Source organism: Pseudomonas sp. IT-P171, assembly GCF_949767765.1.
GTDB classification, from domain to species: domain Bacteria; phylum Pseudomonadota; class Gammaproteobacteria; order Pseudomonadales; family Pseudomonadaceae; genus Aquipseudomonas; species Aquipseudomonas fluorescens_B.
This window is the reverse complement of record NZ_CATKQN010000011.1, coordinates 333,850-350,977: the sequence shown is the minus strand read 5'-3', so window position 1 is coordinate 350,977 and position 17,128 is coordinate 333,850. Positions and strand designations below refer to the sequence as shown.

20 protein-coding genes are annotated in these 17,128 nt (G+C 59.9%); 11 read left to right on the top strand and 9 right to left on the bottom strand.

Going from position 1 to position 17,128, the window contains the following annotated elements:
- The first annotated feature begins 72 nt into the window (after positions 1 to 72).
- Complete coding sequence (ada, locus tag ACM6I5_RS10080; RefSeq protein WP_414883739.1) at positions 73 to 1,134, top strand: bifunctional DNA-binding transcriptional regulator/O6-methylguanine-DNA methyltransferase Ada; 1,062 nt, start codon at positions 73 to 75, stop codon at positions 1,132 to 1,134.
- Here ada and ACM6I5_RS10075 read toward each other — a convergent pair.
- Positions 1,131 to 2,114 (bottom strand): MDR family oxidoreductase, encoded by a 984-nt coding sequence (locus tag ACM6I5_RS10075; RefSeq protein ID WP_414883738.1) that lies wholly within the window; start codon positions 2,112 to 2,114, stop codon positions 1,131 to 1,133. The two genes, ada and ACM6I5_RS10075, sit on opposite strands and share 4 nt — an antisense overlap.
- 197 nt (positions 2,115 to 2,311) lie before the next feature.
- Here ACM6I5_RS10075 and ACM6I5_RS10070 point away from each other — a divergent pair, with 197 nt between their 5' ends.
- From ACM6I5_RS10070 to ACM6I5_RS10035, 8 genes are all read left to right on the top strand, one after another.
- Positions 2,312 to 3,376: an NAD(P)H-dependent flavin oxidoreductase gene (locus tag ACM6I5_RS10070; RefSeq protein ID WP_414883737.1), complete on the top strand. Its 1,065-nt coding sequence runs from the start codon at positions 2,312 to 2,314 to the stop codon at positions 3,374 to 3,376.
- Between the two features lie 227 nt (positions 3,377 to 3,603).
- On the top strand, positions 3,604 to 4,371 hold the full coding sequence (modA, locus tag ACM6I5_RS10065) for a molybdate ABC transporter substrate-binding protein (RefSeq protein WP_414883736.1): 768 nt from the start codon (positions 3,604 to 3,606) through the stop codon (positions 4,369 to 4,371).
- Positions 4,372 to 5,052, top strand: a complete 681-nt coding sequence (gene modB / locus ACM6I5_RS10060) for a molybdate ABC transporter permease subunit (protein ID WP_017338595.1) — start codon at positions 4,372 to 4,374, stop codon at positions 5,050 to 5,052.
- Positions 5,053 to 5,055: 3 nt separating this feature from the next.
- Entirely contained in the window at positions 5,056 to 6,135 is a 1,080-nt protein-coding gene (gene modC, locus ACM6I5_RS10055) for a molybdenum ABC transporter ATP-binding protein (protein WP_414883735.1), read from the top strand.
- Between the two features lie 75 nt (positions 6,136 to 6,210).
- The gene (locus ACM6I5_RS10050) at positions 6,211 to 7,251 is read left to right on the top strand and encodes a DNA topoisomerase IB (protein WP_017338593.1); all 1,041 of its coding nucleotides are present in this window, start codon (positions 6,211 to 6,213) and stop codon (positions 7,249 to 7,251) included.
- Between the two features lie 71 nt (positions 7,252 to 7,322).
- Positions 7,323 to 7,544, top strand: a complete 222-nt coding sequence (locus ACM6I5_RS10045; RefSeq protein WP_017338592.1) for a hypothetical protein — start codon at positions 7,323 to 7,325, stop codon at positions 7,542 to 7,544.
- 114 nt (positions 7,545 to 7,658) lie between these two features.
- On the top strand, positions 7,659 to 7,889 hold the full coding sequence (locus ACM6I5_RS10040; protein WP_414879696.1) for a hypothetical protein: 231 nt from the start codon (positions 7,659 to 7,661) through the stop codon (positions 7,887 to 7,889).
- Between the two features lie 292 nt (positions 7,890 to 8,181).
- Positions 8,182 to 8,466, top strand: a complete 285-nt coding sequence (locus ACM6I5_RS10035; RefSeq protein ID WP_017338590.1) for a hypothetical protein — start codon at positions 8,182 to 8,184, stop codon at positions 8,464 to 8,466.
- Here ACM6I5_RS10035 and ACM6I5_RS10030 read toward each other — a convergent pair.
- The gene (locus ACM6I5_RS10030) at positions 8,463 to 9,146 is read right to left on the bottom strand and encodes a TetR/AcrR family transcriptional regulator (RefSeq protein ID WP_414879697.1); all 684 of its coding nucleotides are present in this window, start codon (positions 9,144 to 9,146) and stop codon (positions 8,463 to 8,465) included. The two genes, ACM6I5_RS10035 and ACM6I5_RS10030, sit on opposite strands and share 4 nt — an antisense overlap.
- 153 nt (positions 9,147 to 9,299) lie before the next feature.
- Between ACM6I5_RS10030 and ACM6I5_RS10025 the strand changes: the two genes are divergently transcribed.
- Both ACM6I5_RS10025 and ACM6I5_RS10020 read left to right on the top strand, forming a co-directional pair.
- Positions 9,300 to 10,136, top strand: a complete 837-nt coding sequence (locus ACM6I5_RS10025) for an NAD(P)H-binding protein (RefSeq protein ID WP_414883734.1) — start codon at positions 9,300 to 9,302, stop codon at positions 10,134 to 10,136.
- A 370-nt stretch (positions 10,137 to 10,506) separates the two neighbouring features.
- Positions 10,507 to 10,710 carry a hypothetical protein gene (locus ACM6I5_RS10020; protein ID WP_017338587.1) on the top strand — a complete coding sequence of 68 codons (204 nt, stop codon included), beginning with the start codon at positions 10,507 to 10,509 and terminating at the stop codon, positions 10,708 to 10,710.
- A gap of 59 nt (positions 10,711 to 10,769) precedes the next feature.
- On the opposite strand, the gene ACM6I5_RS10015 is transcribed toward ACM6I5_RS10020, so the two are convergent.
- Genes ACM6I5_RS10015 through ACM6I5_RS09985 form a run of 7 tightly spaced genes read right to left on the bottom strand, consistent with a single transcriptional unit; the run spans position 10,770 to position 17,064 of the window.
- Positions 10,770 to 12,137, bottom strand: coding sequence for an ATP-binding protein (locus tag ACM6I5_RS10015; protein ID WP_017338586.1), 1,368 nt, complete (start codon positions 12,135 to 12,137; stop codon positions 10,770 to 10,772).
- On the bottom strand, positions 12,134 to 12,796 hold the full coding sequence (locus tag ACM6I5_RS10010) for a response regulator (RefSeq protein ID WP_017338585.1): 663 nt from the start codon (positions 12,794 to 12,796) through the stop codon (positions 12,134 to 12,136). Before ACM6I5_RS10010 ends, ACM6I5_RS10015 begins: the two co-directional genes overlap by 4 nt.
- 11 nt (positions 12,797 to 12,807) lie before the next feature.
- Complete coding sequence (locus ACM6I5_RS10005; protein WP_017338584.1) at positions 12,808 to 13,452, bottom strand: tetratricopeptide repeat protein; 645 nt, start codon at positions 13,450 to 13,452, stop codon at positions 12,808 to 12,810.
- Positions 13,449 to 14,258 carry an SDR family oxidoreductase gene (locus tag ACM6I5_RS10000; RefSeq protein ID WP_414883733.1) on the bottom strand — a complete coding sequence of 270 codons (810 nt, stop codon included), beginning with the start codon at positions 14,256 to 14,258 and terminating at the stop codon, positions 13,449 to 13,451. Before ACM6I5_RS10000 ends, ACM6I5_RS10005 begins: the two co-directional genes overlap by 4 nt.
- Positions 14,245 to 14,919, bottom strand: a complete 675-nt coding sequence (locus tag ACM6I5_RS09995; RefSeq protein WP_414879699.1) for a TenA family transcriptional regulator — start codon at positions 14,917 to 14,919, stop codon at positions 14,245 to 14,247. Before ACM6I5_RS09995 ends, ACM6I5_RS10000 begins: the two co-directional genes overlap by 14 nt.
- Positions 14,916 to 16,397 carry an AMP-binding protein gene (locus ACM6I5_RS09990; RefSeq protein ID WP_414883732.1) on the bottom strand — a complete coding sequence of 494 codons (1,482 nt, stop codon included), beginning with the start codon at positions 16,395 to 16,397 and terminating at the stop codon, positions 14,916 to 14,918. Before ACM6I5_RS09990 ends, ACM6I5_RS09995 begins: the two co-directional genes overlap by 4 nt.
- Positions 16,387 to 17,064 (bottom strand): thermostable hemolysin, encoded by a 678-nt coding sequence (locus ACM6I5_RS09985; RefSeq protein WP_017338580.1) that lies wholly within the window; start codon positions 17,062 to 17,064, stop codon positions 16,387 to 16,389. The genes ACM6I5_RS09990 and ACM6I5_RS09985 overlap by 11 nt, the downstream gene beginning before the upstream one ends.
- Positions 17,065 to 17,128: the final 64 nt, after the last annotated feature.

The following is a 17,128-nucleotide window of genomic DNA, read 5'->3' as shown; positions in this document are numbered from 1 at the left end:
CCGCAAGACCCGGAGTGCAACGACCCTGCCGGCTGATTACTCTGAATCAAACGGGTCAACGGACATGAAGCCATGACAACCACCGAGAACGATCCCCGCTGGGCCGCCGTCGTCGCCCGGGATCCCCGCGCTGACGGGCAGTTTGTGTACGCGGTGAAAACCACCGGCATCTACTGCCGCCCCAGCAGCCTGGCGCGTTTGCCGAAGCCGCAGAATGTCGAATTCTTTGACACGGCCGAACAGGCCCAGGCAGCGGGTTACCGCCCAAGCAAACGAGCGGCGAAGGATCAAAGTGATGTCGCCGCGCAACATGCCGCGACCGTCGCCGCTGCTTGTCGTCAGATCGAAACAGCCGAGCATCTGCCGGCGCTGAGTGAACTGGCCGACGTCGCGGGCCTGAGCAGTTTTCACTTTCACCGTTTGTTTAAAGCCGTTACCGGACTGACACCCAAGGGCTACGCCACAGCCCACCGTTCACGCAAGGTTCGTCAACGGCTAAGCGGTGGAGGTTCGGTGACCGAGGCTTTGTATGACGCCGGTTTCAACTCCAACAGCCGTTTTTATGAGGCGGCGGATCAGCTGCTGGGCATGAAACCCGGTGATTACCGCGCGGAAGGCCAGAACAATGACATTCGATTCGCCGTTGGCCAGTGTTCACTGGGGGCGATTCTGGTGGCGCAGAGCGTACGCGGTGTTTGCGCGATTCTACTGGGTGATGACCCGCACCAACTGGTGTGCGACCTGCAAGACAAGTTTCGGCGAGCCAACCTGATTGGCGCCGATCATGAGTTCGAGCAACTGATCGCCAAGGTCGTCGGTTTTATCGAAGCCCCGGCCATTGGCCTGGATTTACCGCTGGACGTTCAAGGCACGGCATTTCAGGAGCGCGTCTGGCAGGCGTTGCGGGAGATTCCTGCAGGCAGCACTGCCAGTTACGCGGATATCGCCCAGCGCATCGGTGCACCGAAAGCGGTGCGCGCCGTGGCCCAGGCCTGCGGCGCGAACAGTCTGGCGGTAGCGATCCCGTGCCACCGCGTGGTGCGCAGCGACGGCAACCTGTCGGGCTATCGCTGGGGGGTGGAGCGCAAGCGGCAGTTGCTGGAACGTGAAGGGCTAAAAGATCAAATCTTTTAGCGATTCACATCCACCACCACTCGACCGCGCAGCTGACCCGCAAGTAATCGTGGCGCGGCTTCTATTGCTTCACTCAAACCGATTTCGTGACTGATCAGCGGCAGCAAAGCGAAGTCCAGATCCTTGGCCAGGCGATTCCAGGCGAGCACTCGTTTGGCTTTGGGCTGGGTCACGCTGTTGATCCCGGCCAGTGTCACGCCACGCAAAATAAACGGGGCAACGGAGGCTGGAAAATCCATGCCTTGCGCCAGGCCACATGCAGCGACAGTGCCGTTGGCCTTCGTGCTGGCACAGGCGTTGGCCAGGGTGTGACTGCCGACCGAGTCGATCACAGCCGCCCAACGCTCCTTGGCCAGCGGCTTGCCCGGTTCCGACAGCGTAGCGCGGTCGATGATTTCGCTGGCCCCCAACTGCTTGAGGTAGTCGTGCTCGGAGGTACGGCCAGTGGACGCAACCACCCGGTAACCGAGCTTGCTCAGCAACGCGATGGCGAAACTGCCTACACCGCCGTTGGCGCCCGTGACCAGGACATCGCCCTGCTCTGGCGTCACGCCGTTATGCTCCAGCGCCAGAATGCTCAGCATCGCCGTGTAGCCGGCCGTGCCGATGGCCATTGCCTGGGCAGGGGTGAATTCCGGGGGCAATGGAATCAGCCAGTCGCCATTCAAGCGCGCCTTCTGCGCCAATCCGCCCCAATGCCCTTCGCCTACACCCCAGCCATTGAGTACGACCTGATCACCGACCTTGTAGTCCGGATGCCCACTGACTTCGACAGTCCCCGCCAGATCGATGCCCGGCACCATCGGGAATTTTCGCACCACCGGGCTGCTGCCGGTGATTGCCAGAGCGTCCTTGAAATTCAGCGTGCTGTACGCCACTCGCACGGTCACATCGCCCTCGGGCAGTTGATCGTCATTGATCTCTTGCAGTGTGGCCCGGTAACCGCTGTCGTCTTTGTCGATCAAAATGCCTTGGAACATCGTCGTCTCCTAATCGAATCACACCATTGTGGTGCAGTTGAAATATCACACTGCACCATTTTGTCGTACCCGACTTTATGCCAATCCGAGTGTTCCCATCACCGTGCGATTGCCCCCCATGCAAAAATCGATTGGTCGTGAGCCCGGTATTGCTGGTACAAAACCCGTTCCTGTTGTGACACCGGAGAACCTTGCAAATGAGCCAATGGCCAGACACCCGAATTCTTGATCTGCTGGGGATCGAACTGCCCATCATCCAGGCGCCGATGGCTGGCGCCACCGGGTCGGCCATGGTGATCGCGGCGAGCAACGCTGGTGGCCTGGGCTCGATGCCTGCGGCGATGCTCAGCACCGAGCAGTTGCGCGAAGAACTGAAAACGATCCGCCAACACACTCAGCGCCCTTTCAATGTCAATTTCTTCTGTCACCAACCACCGGCAGCCGACGAGCAACGCGCTCGAGACTGGAAGTATCTGCTGGAACCTTACTACCGGGAACTGGGCGTGGACTTCGACGCGCCGACGCCGGTGTCCAATCGCGCACCGTTCGATCACGCAACCTGCGAAGTGATCGAAGAATGTCGCCCCGACGTGGTGAGCTTTCACTTCGGCCTGCCCGAAAAATCCCTGCTGGATCGCGTCAAGGCCACCGGCGCAAAGGTGCTGTCGTCAGCAACGACCGTCGAAGAAGCGATCTGGCTTGAGCAAAACGGTTGTGACGCAATCATCGCCATGGGTTATGAAGCCGGAGGCCATCGGGGCATGTTCCTCAGCGATGATCTGAGCAGCCAGGTGGGTGTCTTCGCGCTGGTGCCGCAAATCGTCGACGCGGTGAAAGTGCCGGTGATTGCTGCCGGCGGTATTGCCGATGCACGAGGCGTCGCGGCGGCATTTATGTTGGGCGCTTCAGCGGTGCAGGTGGGTACGGCGTATCTGTTCACACCGGAAGCCAAAGTCAGCGCCTCCCATCACAAGGCATTGCGCACGGCAAAGGAAAGCGAGACTGCTGTCACTAATATTTTCACCGGCCGCCCGGCGCGGGGAATTCTGAATCGGGTCATGCGTGAACTCGGGCCGATGAGCGACAAGGCACCGGCCTTTCCATTGGCGGGTGGAGCGTTGATGCCATTGCGGGCGAAGGGGGAAGCGGATTTCAGCAACCTTTGGGCCGGGCAGGCATTTACGTTGGGGGTAGAGATGACGACGGCGGAGCTGACGCGGCGCTTGGCAGAGGAAGGGTTGGCGAAACTGCTGCGCGTGTAGACACAAAACCTGTGGCGAGGGAGCTTGCTCCCGCTGGGGCGCGCAGCGGCCCTAAAATTTTTGCGGCCGCTTCGCAGCCGAGCGGGAGCAAGCTCCCTCGCCACAGAGATTTATTCGTCACCCATGTAATCCAGTTCCAGCACATTCCGTTTGCAGGCAATACGCTATATATTTGACTATATAGCGTTGTACCTCCTCGCCATACTTGCCTGCCACGGAGCCGTTTCATGACCATTCGTGCCTCACGTTTTGCCCCAAACTGCCTGGCGAGCCTGCTCGCAGTGTTCGCCATCGGCGCTGCCCAGGCCGATGAAGTCCAGGTCGCTGTCGCGGCCAACTTCACCGCGCCGATCCAGGCCATCGCTGCCGACTTCGAGAAAGACACCGGGCATAAACTGGTCACCTCCTTTGGTGCAACCGGCCAGTTCTACACCCAGATCAAGAATGGCGCGCCGTTCGAAGTGTTCCTCTCAGCGGACGACACCACCGCGCTAAAACTCGAAGCCGAAGGTGAGACGGTCAAGGGTTCGCGCTTCACCTACGCCGTCGGCACCCTCGCGCTTTGGTCGGCCAAGGAAGGTTACGTCGATGCCAAGGGCAAAACGTTGAGTGACAATCGATACCAGCATCTGTCGATCGCCAACCCGAAAACCGCGCCTTACGGCCTCGCCGCCACCCAGGTACTGGCCAGGCTGGGCCTGACCGACAAGGTCAGAGACAAAATCGTTGAAGGCCAGAACATCACCCAGGCTTACCAGTTCGTTTCCACCGGCAACGCAGAACTGGGCTTCGTCGCCTTGTCGCAGATCTACAAAGACGGCAAAGTGACCAGCGGTTCGGCGTGGATCGTTCCCGCCAGCCTGCACGAACCGATCAAACAAGATGCGGTGATCCTCAACAAAGGCAAGGACAACCCGGCTGCCAAGGCGCTGGTTGACTACCTCAAGGGGCCGAAAGCCGCCGCTGTCATCAAGTCCTACGGTTACCAACTCTAAATGACTCTATCGAGCGCCGACTTTTCCGCGATCTGGCTGACCCTGAAACTCGCCTCCCTGACGACGGTTATCCTGCTGATCATCGGCACTCCGATTGCGTTGTGGCTGTCGCGCACCCAGTCCTGGTTGCGCGGCCCGATCGGGGCGATCGTCGCCCTGCCCCTGGTGTTGCCACCCACGGTGATTGGCTTTTATCTTTTGCTGGCGTTGGGTCCTAACGGTTTTGTCGGCCACTTCACCCAGTCACTGGGGCTCGGCACCCTGACCTTCAGTTTTGCCGGGTTGGTGATCGGTTCGGTGCTCTACTCGATGCCGTTCGTGGTGCAGCCGCTGCAGAATGCTTTCTCTGCCATCGGCAGCCGTCCGCTGGAAGTGGCCGCGACCTTGCGCGCCAATCCCTGGGACACCTTTTTCAGTGTGATCCTGCCGCTGGCCCGACCGGGTTTCATCACGGCGGCGATTCTCGGTTTCGCCCATACCGTTGGCGAATTTGGTGTGGTGCTGATGATCGGCGGCAACATTCCCGACAAGACCCGCGTGGTCTCGGTGCAAATCTACGATCACGTCGAGGCCATGGAATATGCCCAGGCCCACTGGCTGGCCGGGGCGATGTTAGTGTTCTCTTTCGCAGTGTTGCTGGCGCTCTACTCCAGTCGCAAAACCAGAGCAGGCTGGAGCTGATTGATGATCAAAACACGTCTGAAACTGAACTACTCGGGGTTCGCCCTGGATGTGGATTTGCACCTGCCGGGCCGTGGCGTCACCGCGCTGTACGGTCACTCCGGCTCAGGCAAAACCACCTGCCTGCGCTGCATTGCAGGCCTTGAACGGGCAGAACAGGGTTTTATCCAGGTCAACGATGAAGTCTGGCAGGACAGCGACAGGAAGATTTTCGTCGCGCCGCACAAGCGCGCGCTCGGTTATGTCTTTCAGGAAGCCAGTCTGTTTCCGCATCTGTCGGTGCTGGCGAACCTGCAATTCGGTCTCAGGCGAATCCCGCAACAACTGCGCCGGGTCGACATGGCTCACGCGACTGAACTGCTGGGCATCGGCCATCTGCTGGATCGTCACCCACAAAACCTCTCCGGCGGTGAACGGCAGCGCATTGGCATCGCCCGCGCCCTGCTGACCAGCCCGAAGCTGTTGCTGATGGACGAACCGCTGGCGGCACTGGATTCGCAACGCAAAAGCGAAATCCTGCCGTACCTGCAACGGTTGCACGATGAACTGGACATCCCGGTGCTGTACGTCAGTCATTCCCAGGATGAGGTGGCTCGGCTGGCTGACCACATCGTCCTGCTCAGCCACGGCAAGGCACTGGCCAGCGGCCCTATCGGTGAAACCCTGGCCCGTCTCGACCTGCCATTGGCGTTGGGCGATGACGCTGGCGTCGTGATCGAGGGCCATGTCAGTACGTATGACGCGGACTATCAATTGCTGACCCTGCAATTACCGGGCGCCGCGCTGAACATTCGCGTGACACACACACCGATGGACGCCGGCCAGGCACTTCGCTGCAAGGTTCAGGCGCGCGATGTCAGTCTCAGCCTGCAAAGCGTCGATCACAGCAGCATTCTCAATCGTCTGCCGGTGACGGTGGTCAGTGAAATGGGCGCGGACAACGCCGCCCACGTGCTGATTCGGCTGGACGCGGCCGGCACGCCGCTGCTGGCACGGATCACCCGCTACTCCCGGGATCAATTGAACGTGCACCCCGGCCAGCAACTCTGGGCGCAGATCAAGGCGGTGGCGGTGCTGGCGTAAATCCGCTGGCACGTCTGCAAAGGCGTGCGGTCAATGGCTGTAACGGCCCCTGATTCGTTGCCAAGGATTACCGCCATGCCCGATTCCGCATTGCCCGACGTGCTGCCGCCCGACCTGCACTACGTCGACGACACCCAGCCCGGCATCACTCGCAAGAAACTGCGCGGCAAGTTTTGCTACTTCGAACCCACGGGTCAGCGCATCACTGATCCGGACGAGATCAAGCGCATCAACGCCCTCGCCGTCCCTCCGGCCTACACCGACGTATGGATCTGCGCCGACCCGCGCGGGCACCTGCAAGCCACCGGCCGCGATGCCCGGGGGCGCAAACAATACCGTTACCACCCGCGCTGGCGGGAAGTACGCGATGCCGATAAATACTCGCGGTTGCGGGACTTCGGGCTGGCCCTGCCGAAGCTGCGCAAACAGCTTGAAACACTGTTGGAGGCGCCGGGTTTCAGCCGCGACAAAGTCATGGCCACGGTCATTACCTTGCTGGATGCGACCCTGATCCGGGTCGGCAATACGCAGTACGCGCGGGACAATCGCTCCTATGGGTTGACCACCCTGCGCAACCGTCACGTCGAGGTCAACGGCAGTGCGATCCGGTTCCAGTTCCGTGGCAAGAGCGGTGTCGAACACCAGATCACCGTGAAAGACCGGCGTCTGGCGCGAATCATCAAACGCTGCCAGGAAATTCCCGGGCAAAACCTGTTTCAGTATCTGGATGAAAACGGTGAACGGCACACCGTCAGTTCCTCCGACGTAAATGCCTATCTGCAAACGCTGACCGGCGCTGACTTCACCGCCAAGGATTACCGCACCTGGGCCGGCAGCGCGCTGGCATTGGCCGTGCTGCGCGAGTTGCAGTGGGAGCCGGAGTCTGATGCCAAGCGCCATGTAGTGGAAATGGTCAAGAACGTCGCCAGGCAACTCGGCAACACCCCGGCGGTCTGTCGCAAGTGCTATATCCACCCGGCGGTGCTCGACGGCTTTCTGCTGGGGGCATTGGCCGAGTTACCGCGACCCAGAACCCGTAAAGGCCTCAGGGCCGAAGAAGTCGGGCTGGCGATGTACCTGGAACGGATGATCGAGGCGTCTCAACCGACGAACTGACCTGTCCATTTTTTGCACGATCGCGAATGGCTTCTATAGTAGATGTGACAGAAATTAGCTCCGGTGACGCCATGGAAGACATTTTCGTTGTGCAGCGCTGCAACAAGATCATCATTCATGGTCGCCGCGCCGGGGAAGTCGGTCATCCACCACCCGACGCTAAAGTCTGGTATCGCATCATTGATACCCGCACCCGTGGCTTCATTGGCGACGGCTTTGATACTGAAGAAGATGCCCGTCGCGCCTGCCGTCTATACAACGCCCGATCGCAGGTGACGGCCCGACAAGGCTGAAGTCCGGGTCTATACTGAAATGGCTGAGGGACCAGCGACCCCATCGGCAGAAAGCTCGCTCCCAGCGGGCTTTTTGTTGCCAATTGCCAGGTTTCTTGAACGGAGGTGTTTGTCATGTCCGAAAAAGAGTCCATCACCACCCTGCTCACCCTGCTTGATTCCCGCCAGGCTCGCTTGGCCGCGGCGTGCAAGGAAATCGCCGACTGGGTCGATCATCAAGGGGGGCACCCGACCGCCCTCAGAATTCGTGATCGTCTGAACGACATCGAGAAGGATGCGCCACTGATCCGCAGCACGTTGTCCTCGCTCAAGCCTGTCGAACCGCCGCTGCCAAGGTTCAGATGATTCGATCTGGACACCGGACAACGCGTACACGACCTGATTCAGAGCCCATGAACGGCGACATTTTCGTCACCGTGCTCGCGCTTGGCTGATCATTACTGCTGAACCCACCCGGCCTGGCGCCGGGATTTTTTTGCCCGGCCATTTCACAAAGTGTTCACAAAACAAGCCGTACAGTGAACCTACTCCTTCTGATGAACCCCTTGGCCCGCCCGCATGCGGGCCATTTTTTTGCGTGCCGAACGACATTACTTGCTGGAGGTCCAACAGTTACACGTCACCAAGGAGGCGTCTGATGGTTACTCACTTCAAAGTTGGCGGGCATCTGGCCTGCGGTCACAAAGGAAGCAAACTCACCTCAACGACTGAACTGACCCGGGTGAAATGCAGAAGCTGCCGAAGCACCGATGCGTTCAAGGATGCGCGCAAAGACCAGCGTAACGCTGCTCGCCGCGCCGCACGCAAAGCCAAAGTCACTCACACCGCCAATGACTGGCGCGTGGAATGGGTCGAGCGGCTTACCGCGATGGACGGGCGGCAACGATTGCCTCGGGGCTTTACTGGTCAACCTTTCGTTTAACAGGCAGGTCTGGCGGTTGCGACGCCCTTCGTCCCAGCCGTCAACCCGGTGATTTCACGCAAAGCCATTCGCTTGAACGCTTCGACCAGTCCGCGCCCCTCTTCGGGCGCACATGAGATGGCCAGACGCATGGTCGCTTCGCCCAGGTGCCAGATCAAAAATGCCGAGGCCTGGACCTGCCCCGCGTCACTGCCTGGATACACCCGCATCATCACCTCAGCCAACAGCCCACCGGCAATCCGGCTTTCCTGCAACTCCAGCGCCATGAGGTGTTTGTCTGCCTGCATGCCCGACCAGATGTCGCGCATCGCCGGTGTTGCCAGGACGATCTCGTAATACTCGTCGAGCAGCGCTGAAAAGGCTGCGCTCAGCCCTTGCGCATCTTCAACCGCCGCCAGCGCCGCTTCGATACAGCGACGGCTTTCGGCGTTGTAGCGCTCTGCCAGGGTCTGTATGACCGAACTTTTGTCCGGAAAGTACTGATAAAGCGAGCCGATGGAAATCCCGCAGCATTCAGCTATCTCACTCATTTTGAGTTGATCGCTGCCCTTGCTCGCAGTCAATTGTGTCGCCGCCGCGAGGATTCGCTCCTGGCGCTCGCGACTGCGTTGTTGCGTGGGATTACGCCGGGCCGGCTCGGAGGCAGGCTGTTCGACGATTTCGGTGGCTTTCTTGGGCACTGGTGCGCTCCCGATCAATAACATGACATAGCCTCACCTTAGCACTGCCCGTACGTCGGTTTCAGCGATTCTGCCGGTTGACGATAAAACGTGAGGGTTTATCATCTTTAAAACATGAGTAACACTCACATTAAATCAATGGAGATGAGCGCGATGACAACCTCCCAGGAAACCATCCTGATTACCGGTGCTACGGGCAAGACAGGGCGGCGAATTGTTCAGCGATTGCAAGCGCAGGGAGTGTCTGTCCGCTTGGGCTCCCGAAGGGCCAGTCCCGCTTTCGACTGGGAGGATCGAAGCACGTGGGCCGCCGCGATCGATGGCGTTCGCGCCGTCTACCTCTCGTTCCAACCGGACCTCGCAGTCCCCGGTGCCGTTGAGACGGTGCAGGCATTCACCGATCAAGCGGTCAAGAGCGGCGTGCGTAAACTGGTGCTGCTGTCGGGGCGTGGCGAAATTGAAGCGGAACAAGCCGAACGCGTCGTTCAAAACAGCGGGGCCGACTGGACCATCCTGCGAGCCAGCTGGTTTTTTCAGAACTTCAGCGAAGCCCATTTTCTCGAGCCGATTTTGCAAGGAGAACTGGCCCTCCCCGTCGGCAACATCGCCGAGCCCTTTGTCGACGTGGAAGACATCGCCGAGATCGCGGTCGTAGCACTGACCAAGCCGGGACACGCAGGCCAACTGTATGAACTGACGGGTCCGCGAGCATTGACCTTCACGGAGGCTGTCGCTGAAATTGCCCGTGAGACGGAACGGGGCATTGCGTACGTTGCGGTACCGCCGGACGCCTATCGGCAGGCGTTGGAACAGGCGCAGGTACCCGCCGAACTGATCGATCTGGTGCTTTATCTCTTCACAACCATACTCGACGGCCGCAATACACCTGTGGCCGATGGCGTACAGCGTGCGCTGGGTCGCCCGGCACGGGACTTCAGCGACTATGTTCGACGCACTGCCGCCACAGGTGTCTGGGCAAGCGAAGAGTGATATTGAAGCGCTCCGCGCGACCATGAGGTGAATTGGTGTGCATCGGTTAATGCACACTGAATTTATTATCAGTGGTCCTTTTGTTCATCGATCAAACAAACTGAAACACCGTCGCTGCATACGGTGTTTCATTCTTTCCCAAACTTTTTATACGTCACGCAGATCACGTCTCCAGCCACCTTCCAAATCCCCTTTGCTTCCGGGTAATCCGCGATTTTAACGACCACCGCTCCGCCAGGGCTCAAGGTTTGCCAGAATCCCCCCCTTTTTGGTGCGATCCTTTTTTGGCGATAAACCGTTTCCTCAACTAGGATTTCTAACGCATCGCAACGCGCCAACCTGAGTGTGCAGGTGATCAAGGAGGGATTAAATGACACCGATTCGTACGGCGGAGAAAACCTACCGCACCTATTCCAGCCCGATCTTGCTGGAGCTTAAGGAAAGAGCGCATCAGCTGGAGCCGGCAGATCGCCAGGCACTGCAGAATATTCTGCTGGAGAGAAGGCTCGTTGACTCCGGAAGCCCTACCGGCATCGAGCGGCGCGGGAAACAGGACATCGAAGGTCCTGAGTGACAGGCTCTGACGCTCCAGTCCCAAGGGCTGACTCGCAGACGCGCGCTAAAGCAGCGGCGTCAAAAACAGTGGAATTCCAACGTGGCGCACAACCCTTTCGAGGCGCGATTTTCTAACCGAATCTGTCCTCCCAGGCGATCGGCGATCGCCTGAACGATATTCAAACCCAAGCCCGCCCCCTGATCATTGCCACGGCTGTAGAAACGCTCGAAAAGCCGATCACGATCTTCCTCGTTAATCCCCGGTCCCTCGTCCTCGACAGACAGTTCATAGTGATCTGCCTTTTTATTCAGCCTTACCGTGATCAAGCCGTGCTCCGGGGAAAAGTTTGCAGCGTTGGTCACCAAATTGTTCAAGGCGATATCGATGGCTGCGGAATCAACTCTGACCGGGCCGATTTCGTCGCTGACATCGAAAGCCAGCTCGAGCCCCTTGTTCAACAACCAGGGGGTCATCTGAACCAGGCTAGCGCGCACGGTGGCGACCAGATCAATGGTGGGGGGTATACGAATCGCTGATTGCGGTTCAAGTCGAGCCATGGTCAGTAATTGGTTGACCAGTCGGCTGGCACGGTCGACGCCGGCGATCAAATGTTCGAGGGACTCGCAACGTTCCTCCTCACTGCCCGCCTCCATCAGGTTCTGTGCATGGACCCTGAGCACCGCTAATGGCGTGCGCATTTCATGGGCGGCGTCAGCGATAAAGCGCCGCTCCCGCCCCATGACTTCCTGAATCTGCGCGAGCATGCGGTTGAGGGCCGCCTGCATGGGCTCAAGCTCGGTAGGTAACGGCATCAGTTGCAAGGGTTCCAGTGAGCCTGGATGCCGCGCACGCAATGTCGCGGCCATATCGACCAACGGTTTCAAACCCCAGCCGATCGCCAGCCAGATCATCGACGCCAACAGCAAACTGCCCAGGATATTGGGCCCCAGCGTATGGCGTACGATCCGGTCCACCAGGTCCGAACGCACATCGTCTCGCTCGCCAACCCAGATGCGCAGGCCGTTCTGTTTGTCTTCGAGCATGAACGCACGCCAGTGACGGTGGTTCAGATCCACCACATCACTGAATCCTGGCGTCCCCGGGGGTGTGCCGAAAGACGGCGCGCTGGCGGTATGCACCAGCACTTCGCCCTTGGGATTCCAGACCTGGAAGGCAATCTTGGTTTCATAGGGATGACCGTCGACTCTCGGTTCCGCTTCACTCAAGGCCTTGTTGAAGGCCTGATACAGATCGGAGTGTTCCCTGCTGGCCATGGGCATACGCATGACCCCTTGCAGCAGTCGCGCATTCTGAGCCAGCTGAGCATCATAGACTTCGGCGATTTCGTGATTGCTGTCGTGCAGGTTGAGCACGCTCATCATCGTAATACCAGCAAGCAACAGACCGATGATCAGCGTCAGGGTGCGACGCCTGATCGAGGTCATCGGCGCTCCTCCACCAGATATCCGACACCGCGGATGGTGCGAATCAGGTCGGTTGAGAATTTCTTTCGCAAGTGATGGATATGCACTTCCAGGGTGTTGCTCTCGGCTTCTTCGTTCCAGCCATACAGCAGCTGCATCAGATGATCGCGGGTCATGACTCGGCCCGGTGGCGATAGCAATTCGTGGAGCAGTTGATATTCCTTTGGCGTCAGTGCCACCGGTTCTCCCTGGTAGCTGACTTGCTGGGTGCCAGGATTAAGGCTGATGCCGGCGTGTTCGATCAACACCTGGGCGCGACCGGCGCTGCGCCGCAGCAACGCTCGCAGGCGCGCCTTCAGCTCGGCCAGGTCGAAGGGTTTGATCAGGTAATCGTCAGCGCCGGCATCCAGTCCGGCGATACGGTCTTCGGTGGCATCGCGCGCGGTAAGGATCAGCACCGGCAAATTCGAGCCGCTGTCACGCAAACGCCGCAGTACCTCGAGGCCGTCCATACGCGGCAAGCCAAGGTCGAGCACCGCAAGATCGAAGGTTTCACTGAGCAGCGAGTGCAAGGCACTGCTGCCGTCCTGCACCCAGTCAACGGTGTAACCTTCTCGCCCCAGAGCCTGATGGATGCCTTCGCCCAACGCTACGTCATCCTCGATCAGTAATAAGCGCACACGAACTCCTGTCAGTCGAGTTTCTTGTTCACGTCCACCAGCAACGCTTCGATTTCCTTGCGGCGTCCGGCATCGGCGGTTTCCCGGCCCGGCCTTGGCTCCGCTTGCAGGGCTTTTTGCAGCGCGCTTCTGGCTTCGCCGTAGCGTTTTTGACGGTAGAGGTGATCACCCCAGAAGTACAGACTATCGATGCCGTTCGGGTTAAGTTGCAAGGCCTGTTTGAGAAGCTGCTCGGCCTTGTCCGAATCACCAAAACCGATGGGCCAGCCGGGAACGCGGTCATACAGGGCGCCAAGGCTGGTATAGGCCGAGCCTTGCAGCGCTTTGGGGTCCAGCGCCAGCGCTTTCTCCAGATCGACCTTCGCGTCCTTGACCTTGCTCAACGCACCCAATCCGCCTTGGGCTCCGGCCCAACTGCTGCTGACTATACCGGACCAGATCCAGGCTTCGGCCACCGATTGGCGCTCCCGGGTAAACGCAGCCGCCTGGCCCGCGAGCTTTTCAAACGCTGCGGTGCGTTGGTCGGCCGGCATTTCGTATTGAATGTGCGCCCAACTTTGCTGGATGCCGGTCAGGCGTTGCTGGTCAGCGGTGTCCAGCGCCCAGACGCTTTGGCTCAGGGCGGTGAGCAGCAGGCAAACGGTGAATTTTTTCATGGTTTGAGGTTCTCGTTATCGGGCTTCTGACTCAGGCGACGGATCAGCGGCAATTGCTTGCGCAAGCCTCGGTCCACCAAATTGGGCAGCAGGCTGTTCAGGCGCACGAAAAAGCGCTCCGGCCAGCCCAGGTACAAATCCCGACGGTCGCCGGCAATCGCGTGGATCACCGCCGAGGCGACCGTCTGGGGAGCATCGACATTGGATTTCAGAGCGTCATTCAAGGCCTGCGCCGCCGGGCTGTTCATGCTCGTGCGGGTGGCGCGTGGCGCGACGTAGAGAACGCCGACCCGGGTGTCCGCCAGTTCACGGCGCAGGGCTTCGGAAAAGCCGCGCAAGGCGAACTTGGTGGCGCAATAGCTGGCGTAGCCGGGGTAACCGATCGATCCATAGGTCGAACCGACGTTCACCACCATCGCGCTCTCGGCTTTCTTGAGCAGCGGCAACAGCAACTTGGTCAGGCAGATCGGCGCGCTGATGTTCACCGCCAGCATGGCGTGGATGTCGCTGTCCTCCAGTTGCTCAAGCATGGCGAAGTGGTTGACCCCGGCGGCGTTGATCAGCAGATTGATTCCGCCAATAGACTCCGCCGCGGTCAACACCTTGCGCCGGTCGGACAGAACGGTCAGGTCCGCGCCGATCCAGTACAAGTGCTGCGGATAGCGAGCCAGCAACGGTTCCAGGGATTCGCGATGCCGGGTCACCGCCAATACGTGTGCACCGCTGGCACACAAGGCAGACGCGATCGCCAGGCCAATGCCACCGCTGGCGCCGGTCAGCACCACGCGAGCTTCAGACAGGCGCATGCAGGTTCTCCCCGTCGCGCGGCAAACCACGGAACATATCGGTGTAGAGCGTGTACACCACTTTGGAGGCGTGGATCACGGCCGCCTGATCCGCCGGATCGTCGAGGGTGTTCATCAGCCGGCGATAGGTCTGCATGTGTTCGATGTCCAGGGAGCCATGGGAGCTGAGGTAGCTGAAGGCGCTCTCCGGCAAGCCCAGTCGATCGCGAATGCTGCCGGCAGCGTGGGTGGCCAGGGCGATGCTGGTGCCTTCCAGCACGTTGACCATGCCGAACAGGCCGACCGGGTTGTCGCGAGCAATCAGGTCGTAGAGAAAGCTGACCATCAATTCAATCGGCATGGATGGACGACCGTCGCGCACCGCGTTCCTGTCGCCGCCGCAGGCTTCGATATCGTCCAATATCCATTGTTCGTGACCGTATTCGTCCTCGATGTACTCGCACACCGCTTTACGCAGCCATTCCAGGCGTGTCGGCAGACGGGCGCCGCAGGCCATCATCAACGGCACGGTGTGGCGCACGTGGTAATAGGCTTGCGCCAGGAACGCGCGATAGCTTTCCAGGCTGACCTTGCCCTCAAGCGCGTCGCGGATGATCGGCAGATTGAACAATGTATGGCGTTCTTGTTGCGTGGCTTCTTGCAGCGTGTCGAAAAAACTCATGATGCGGATACCTCGGAAAGTGCTGATTCAGTCAGTTGCGCCCGGTAACGCTCGACGATGGCGTCACGGCGTGGGCGGCCATTGGCGGTGAGCAGGCCATTGGCGGGAGTGAAGGGTTGATCAAGACGGGTCCAGTGATGGACCTGGGCGTAATCGGGCAAGGCTTCGTTGGCCTGTGCGACGGCAGCGGCCAGTTCTTCGTCCGTGCAATCCGGTCGATGGGGCCAGAGCAACGCATGGTTTCGCGGCATGGCTTCGCCGTACACGAAGGCCTGGGCGATATGGCGGCGCTGGGTCAATTCGGCCTCAACCCATTCCGGATTGACGTTGCGTCCGAAACTGGTGACGAATTGATGTTTCTTGCGCCCTTTCAGGTAGAGAAAACCGTCAGGGTCGAATTCACCAAGATCCCCGGTCGGCCACCACTCATCGGTGTGCGGCGCCTCACCCAGGTAACCGAGCAGCGTCGCGCCCTTGACCAGCACCTCGCCATCCTGTGCCAGGCGAATCTCTACGTGGGGAAGTGGCTGGCCGACACTGCCGGGACGTCGGGCCTCGGGCCGATTGAGGCAGACCACCGAGGCACACTCCGACAGCCCGTAGCCTTCGTACACCGGCAGACCGATCCGTTGCGCACGGTGCAGTAATTCTTCGCTGACCCGTGCCCCACCCACCGCGGCAAAACGCAATGGATAAGGATTGAAGGCTTTTTGTTCGGCGGCGCTGACCAGCATCAACAGCAGTTGCGGCACCAGGATCAGGCTTTCGGGGGCACGTGTGGCCAGGCAACCGAGCAGGCGTGGCACATCCACACCTCTGGCCCCCTGAATGCCCAGGGTTTTCTGGCTCGGTACGCTCAAGGTGGCGCCGGCATACAGCGCGGCATAGCAGCCGAGGTTTTCCAGCAGGATCGCCAAGGGCAACAGGGCCAGGTGATGTTGCGGGTCAGCGGGTTTGCTCGCTTGATCCAGTTCGCGTGCGACCGTTAACAGGCTCTCGGCGCTGAGGCACACGCCTTTGGGTGTACCGGTGGTACCGGAGGTGAACGTCAGTTTGGCGGTCCCTTCCGGCATCCGGTTCGGGCCGTTGAAGGTGCGGCGCCAGAACTCGCCGTTTTTCTCGTACCCGGCGCTTTGCAGTTCGTCCGCCAGTTCCGGCTCGGCAATCACCAGCCCGGCCTGGCTCTGTTCCAGGCAATGGATGCGTTGAGCCGGGCTGAAAAAAGGGGGCAACGTCAGGCAGGTCAGGCCTTCGAACAGCGCGGCCAGGTCCCAGAGCATGGCGTCGACGCCATTGTCCAGCGCCAGGGCAACCACCTTGATGTTTTCATCGCGCAAGCGCTGCTGGCGATACACCACTTCGGCATACAACGTGGCGTAATCCACTTTCAGGTGATCGCCCCACAAGGCGATGGCGTTGGACTTGCGCTCGGCATGGCTGCGCAGGGTTTGCTTGAACCGCTGCAGTTCAGGCGACATGGCTGGATTCCTCGATGGACAATGGCAACCCCAGGCGATTGAACATGCCAATGTTGCGCAAATGGATGAAGCCGGCGCGTATGTTGCCGACGTGCACCCAGGGTTTGCTCTCGTAGTAACTGCCCCAGCTGTGACGGTCATCGCCCAGCCGCGAGGGATCGGCAGCGCAGAGGGTTACGGGCTTCAGACCCAGGCGATGAAAGCTGTTCACCAGGCCGATATTGCCGGTGAACGCCACCCATTCCAGGCCGCCCAAAGCCAGCAGGTACGTGATGGCGATGATGCTCATTCGCGCACTGCCGGTGTCGCTGGCAGCCAGGTTGCCGACCTCGACGATGCCGCTGCGATCCACAGGGCGGTCGGCAGTGGCACTGATCAGCGGCTCGATCGACTCGTCCAGGTAACGTTCCAGAAACAACGATTCGTCGTTGGCCCGGCGCACACCGGCAACCGCGCAGAGCGTGCCTGTTGCATCGCTCATGCCGAACAGCTCGGGCATGAAGTGACGTATATCGGCGCCGTGTGCCTTACGAAAGCGTTGCTGAATGAAGGCTTCGAAGACTGGGCGCTCGAGGGTGTCAGGCAACGCTCTGGCCAGACTCATCGTCGGCGTTTCGGCGTGGCCGAAGCGCAGGGGTAGAGGAATATTCCATTCAAAATCGGGCATTGGAAGACGCCTCCCGGGTTAAGTGTGGGAGAAGTATCCAAGGCATTTCTTAACGGAATCTGAA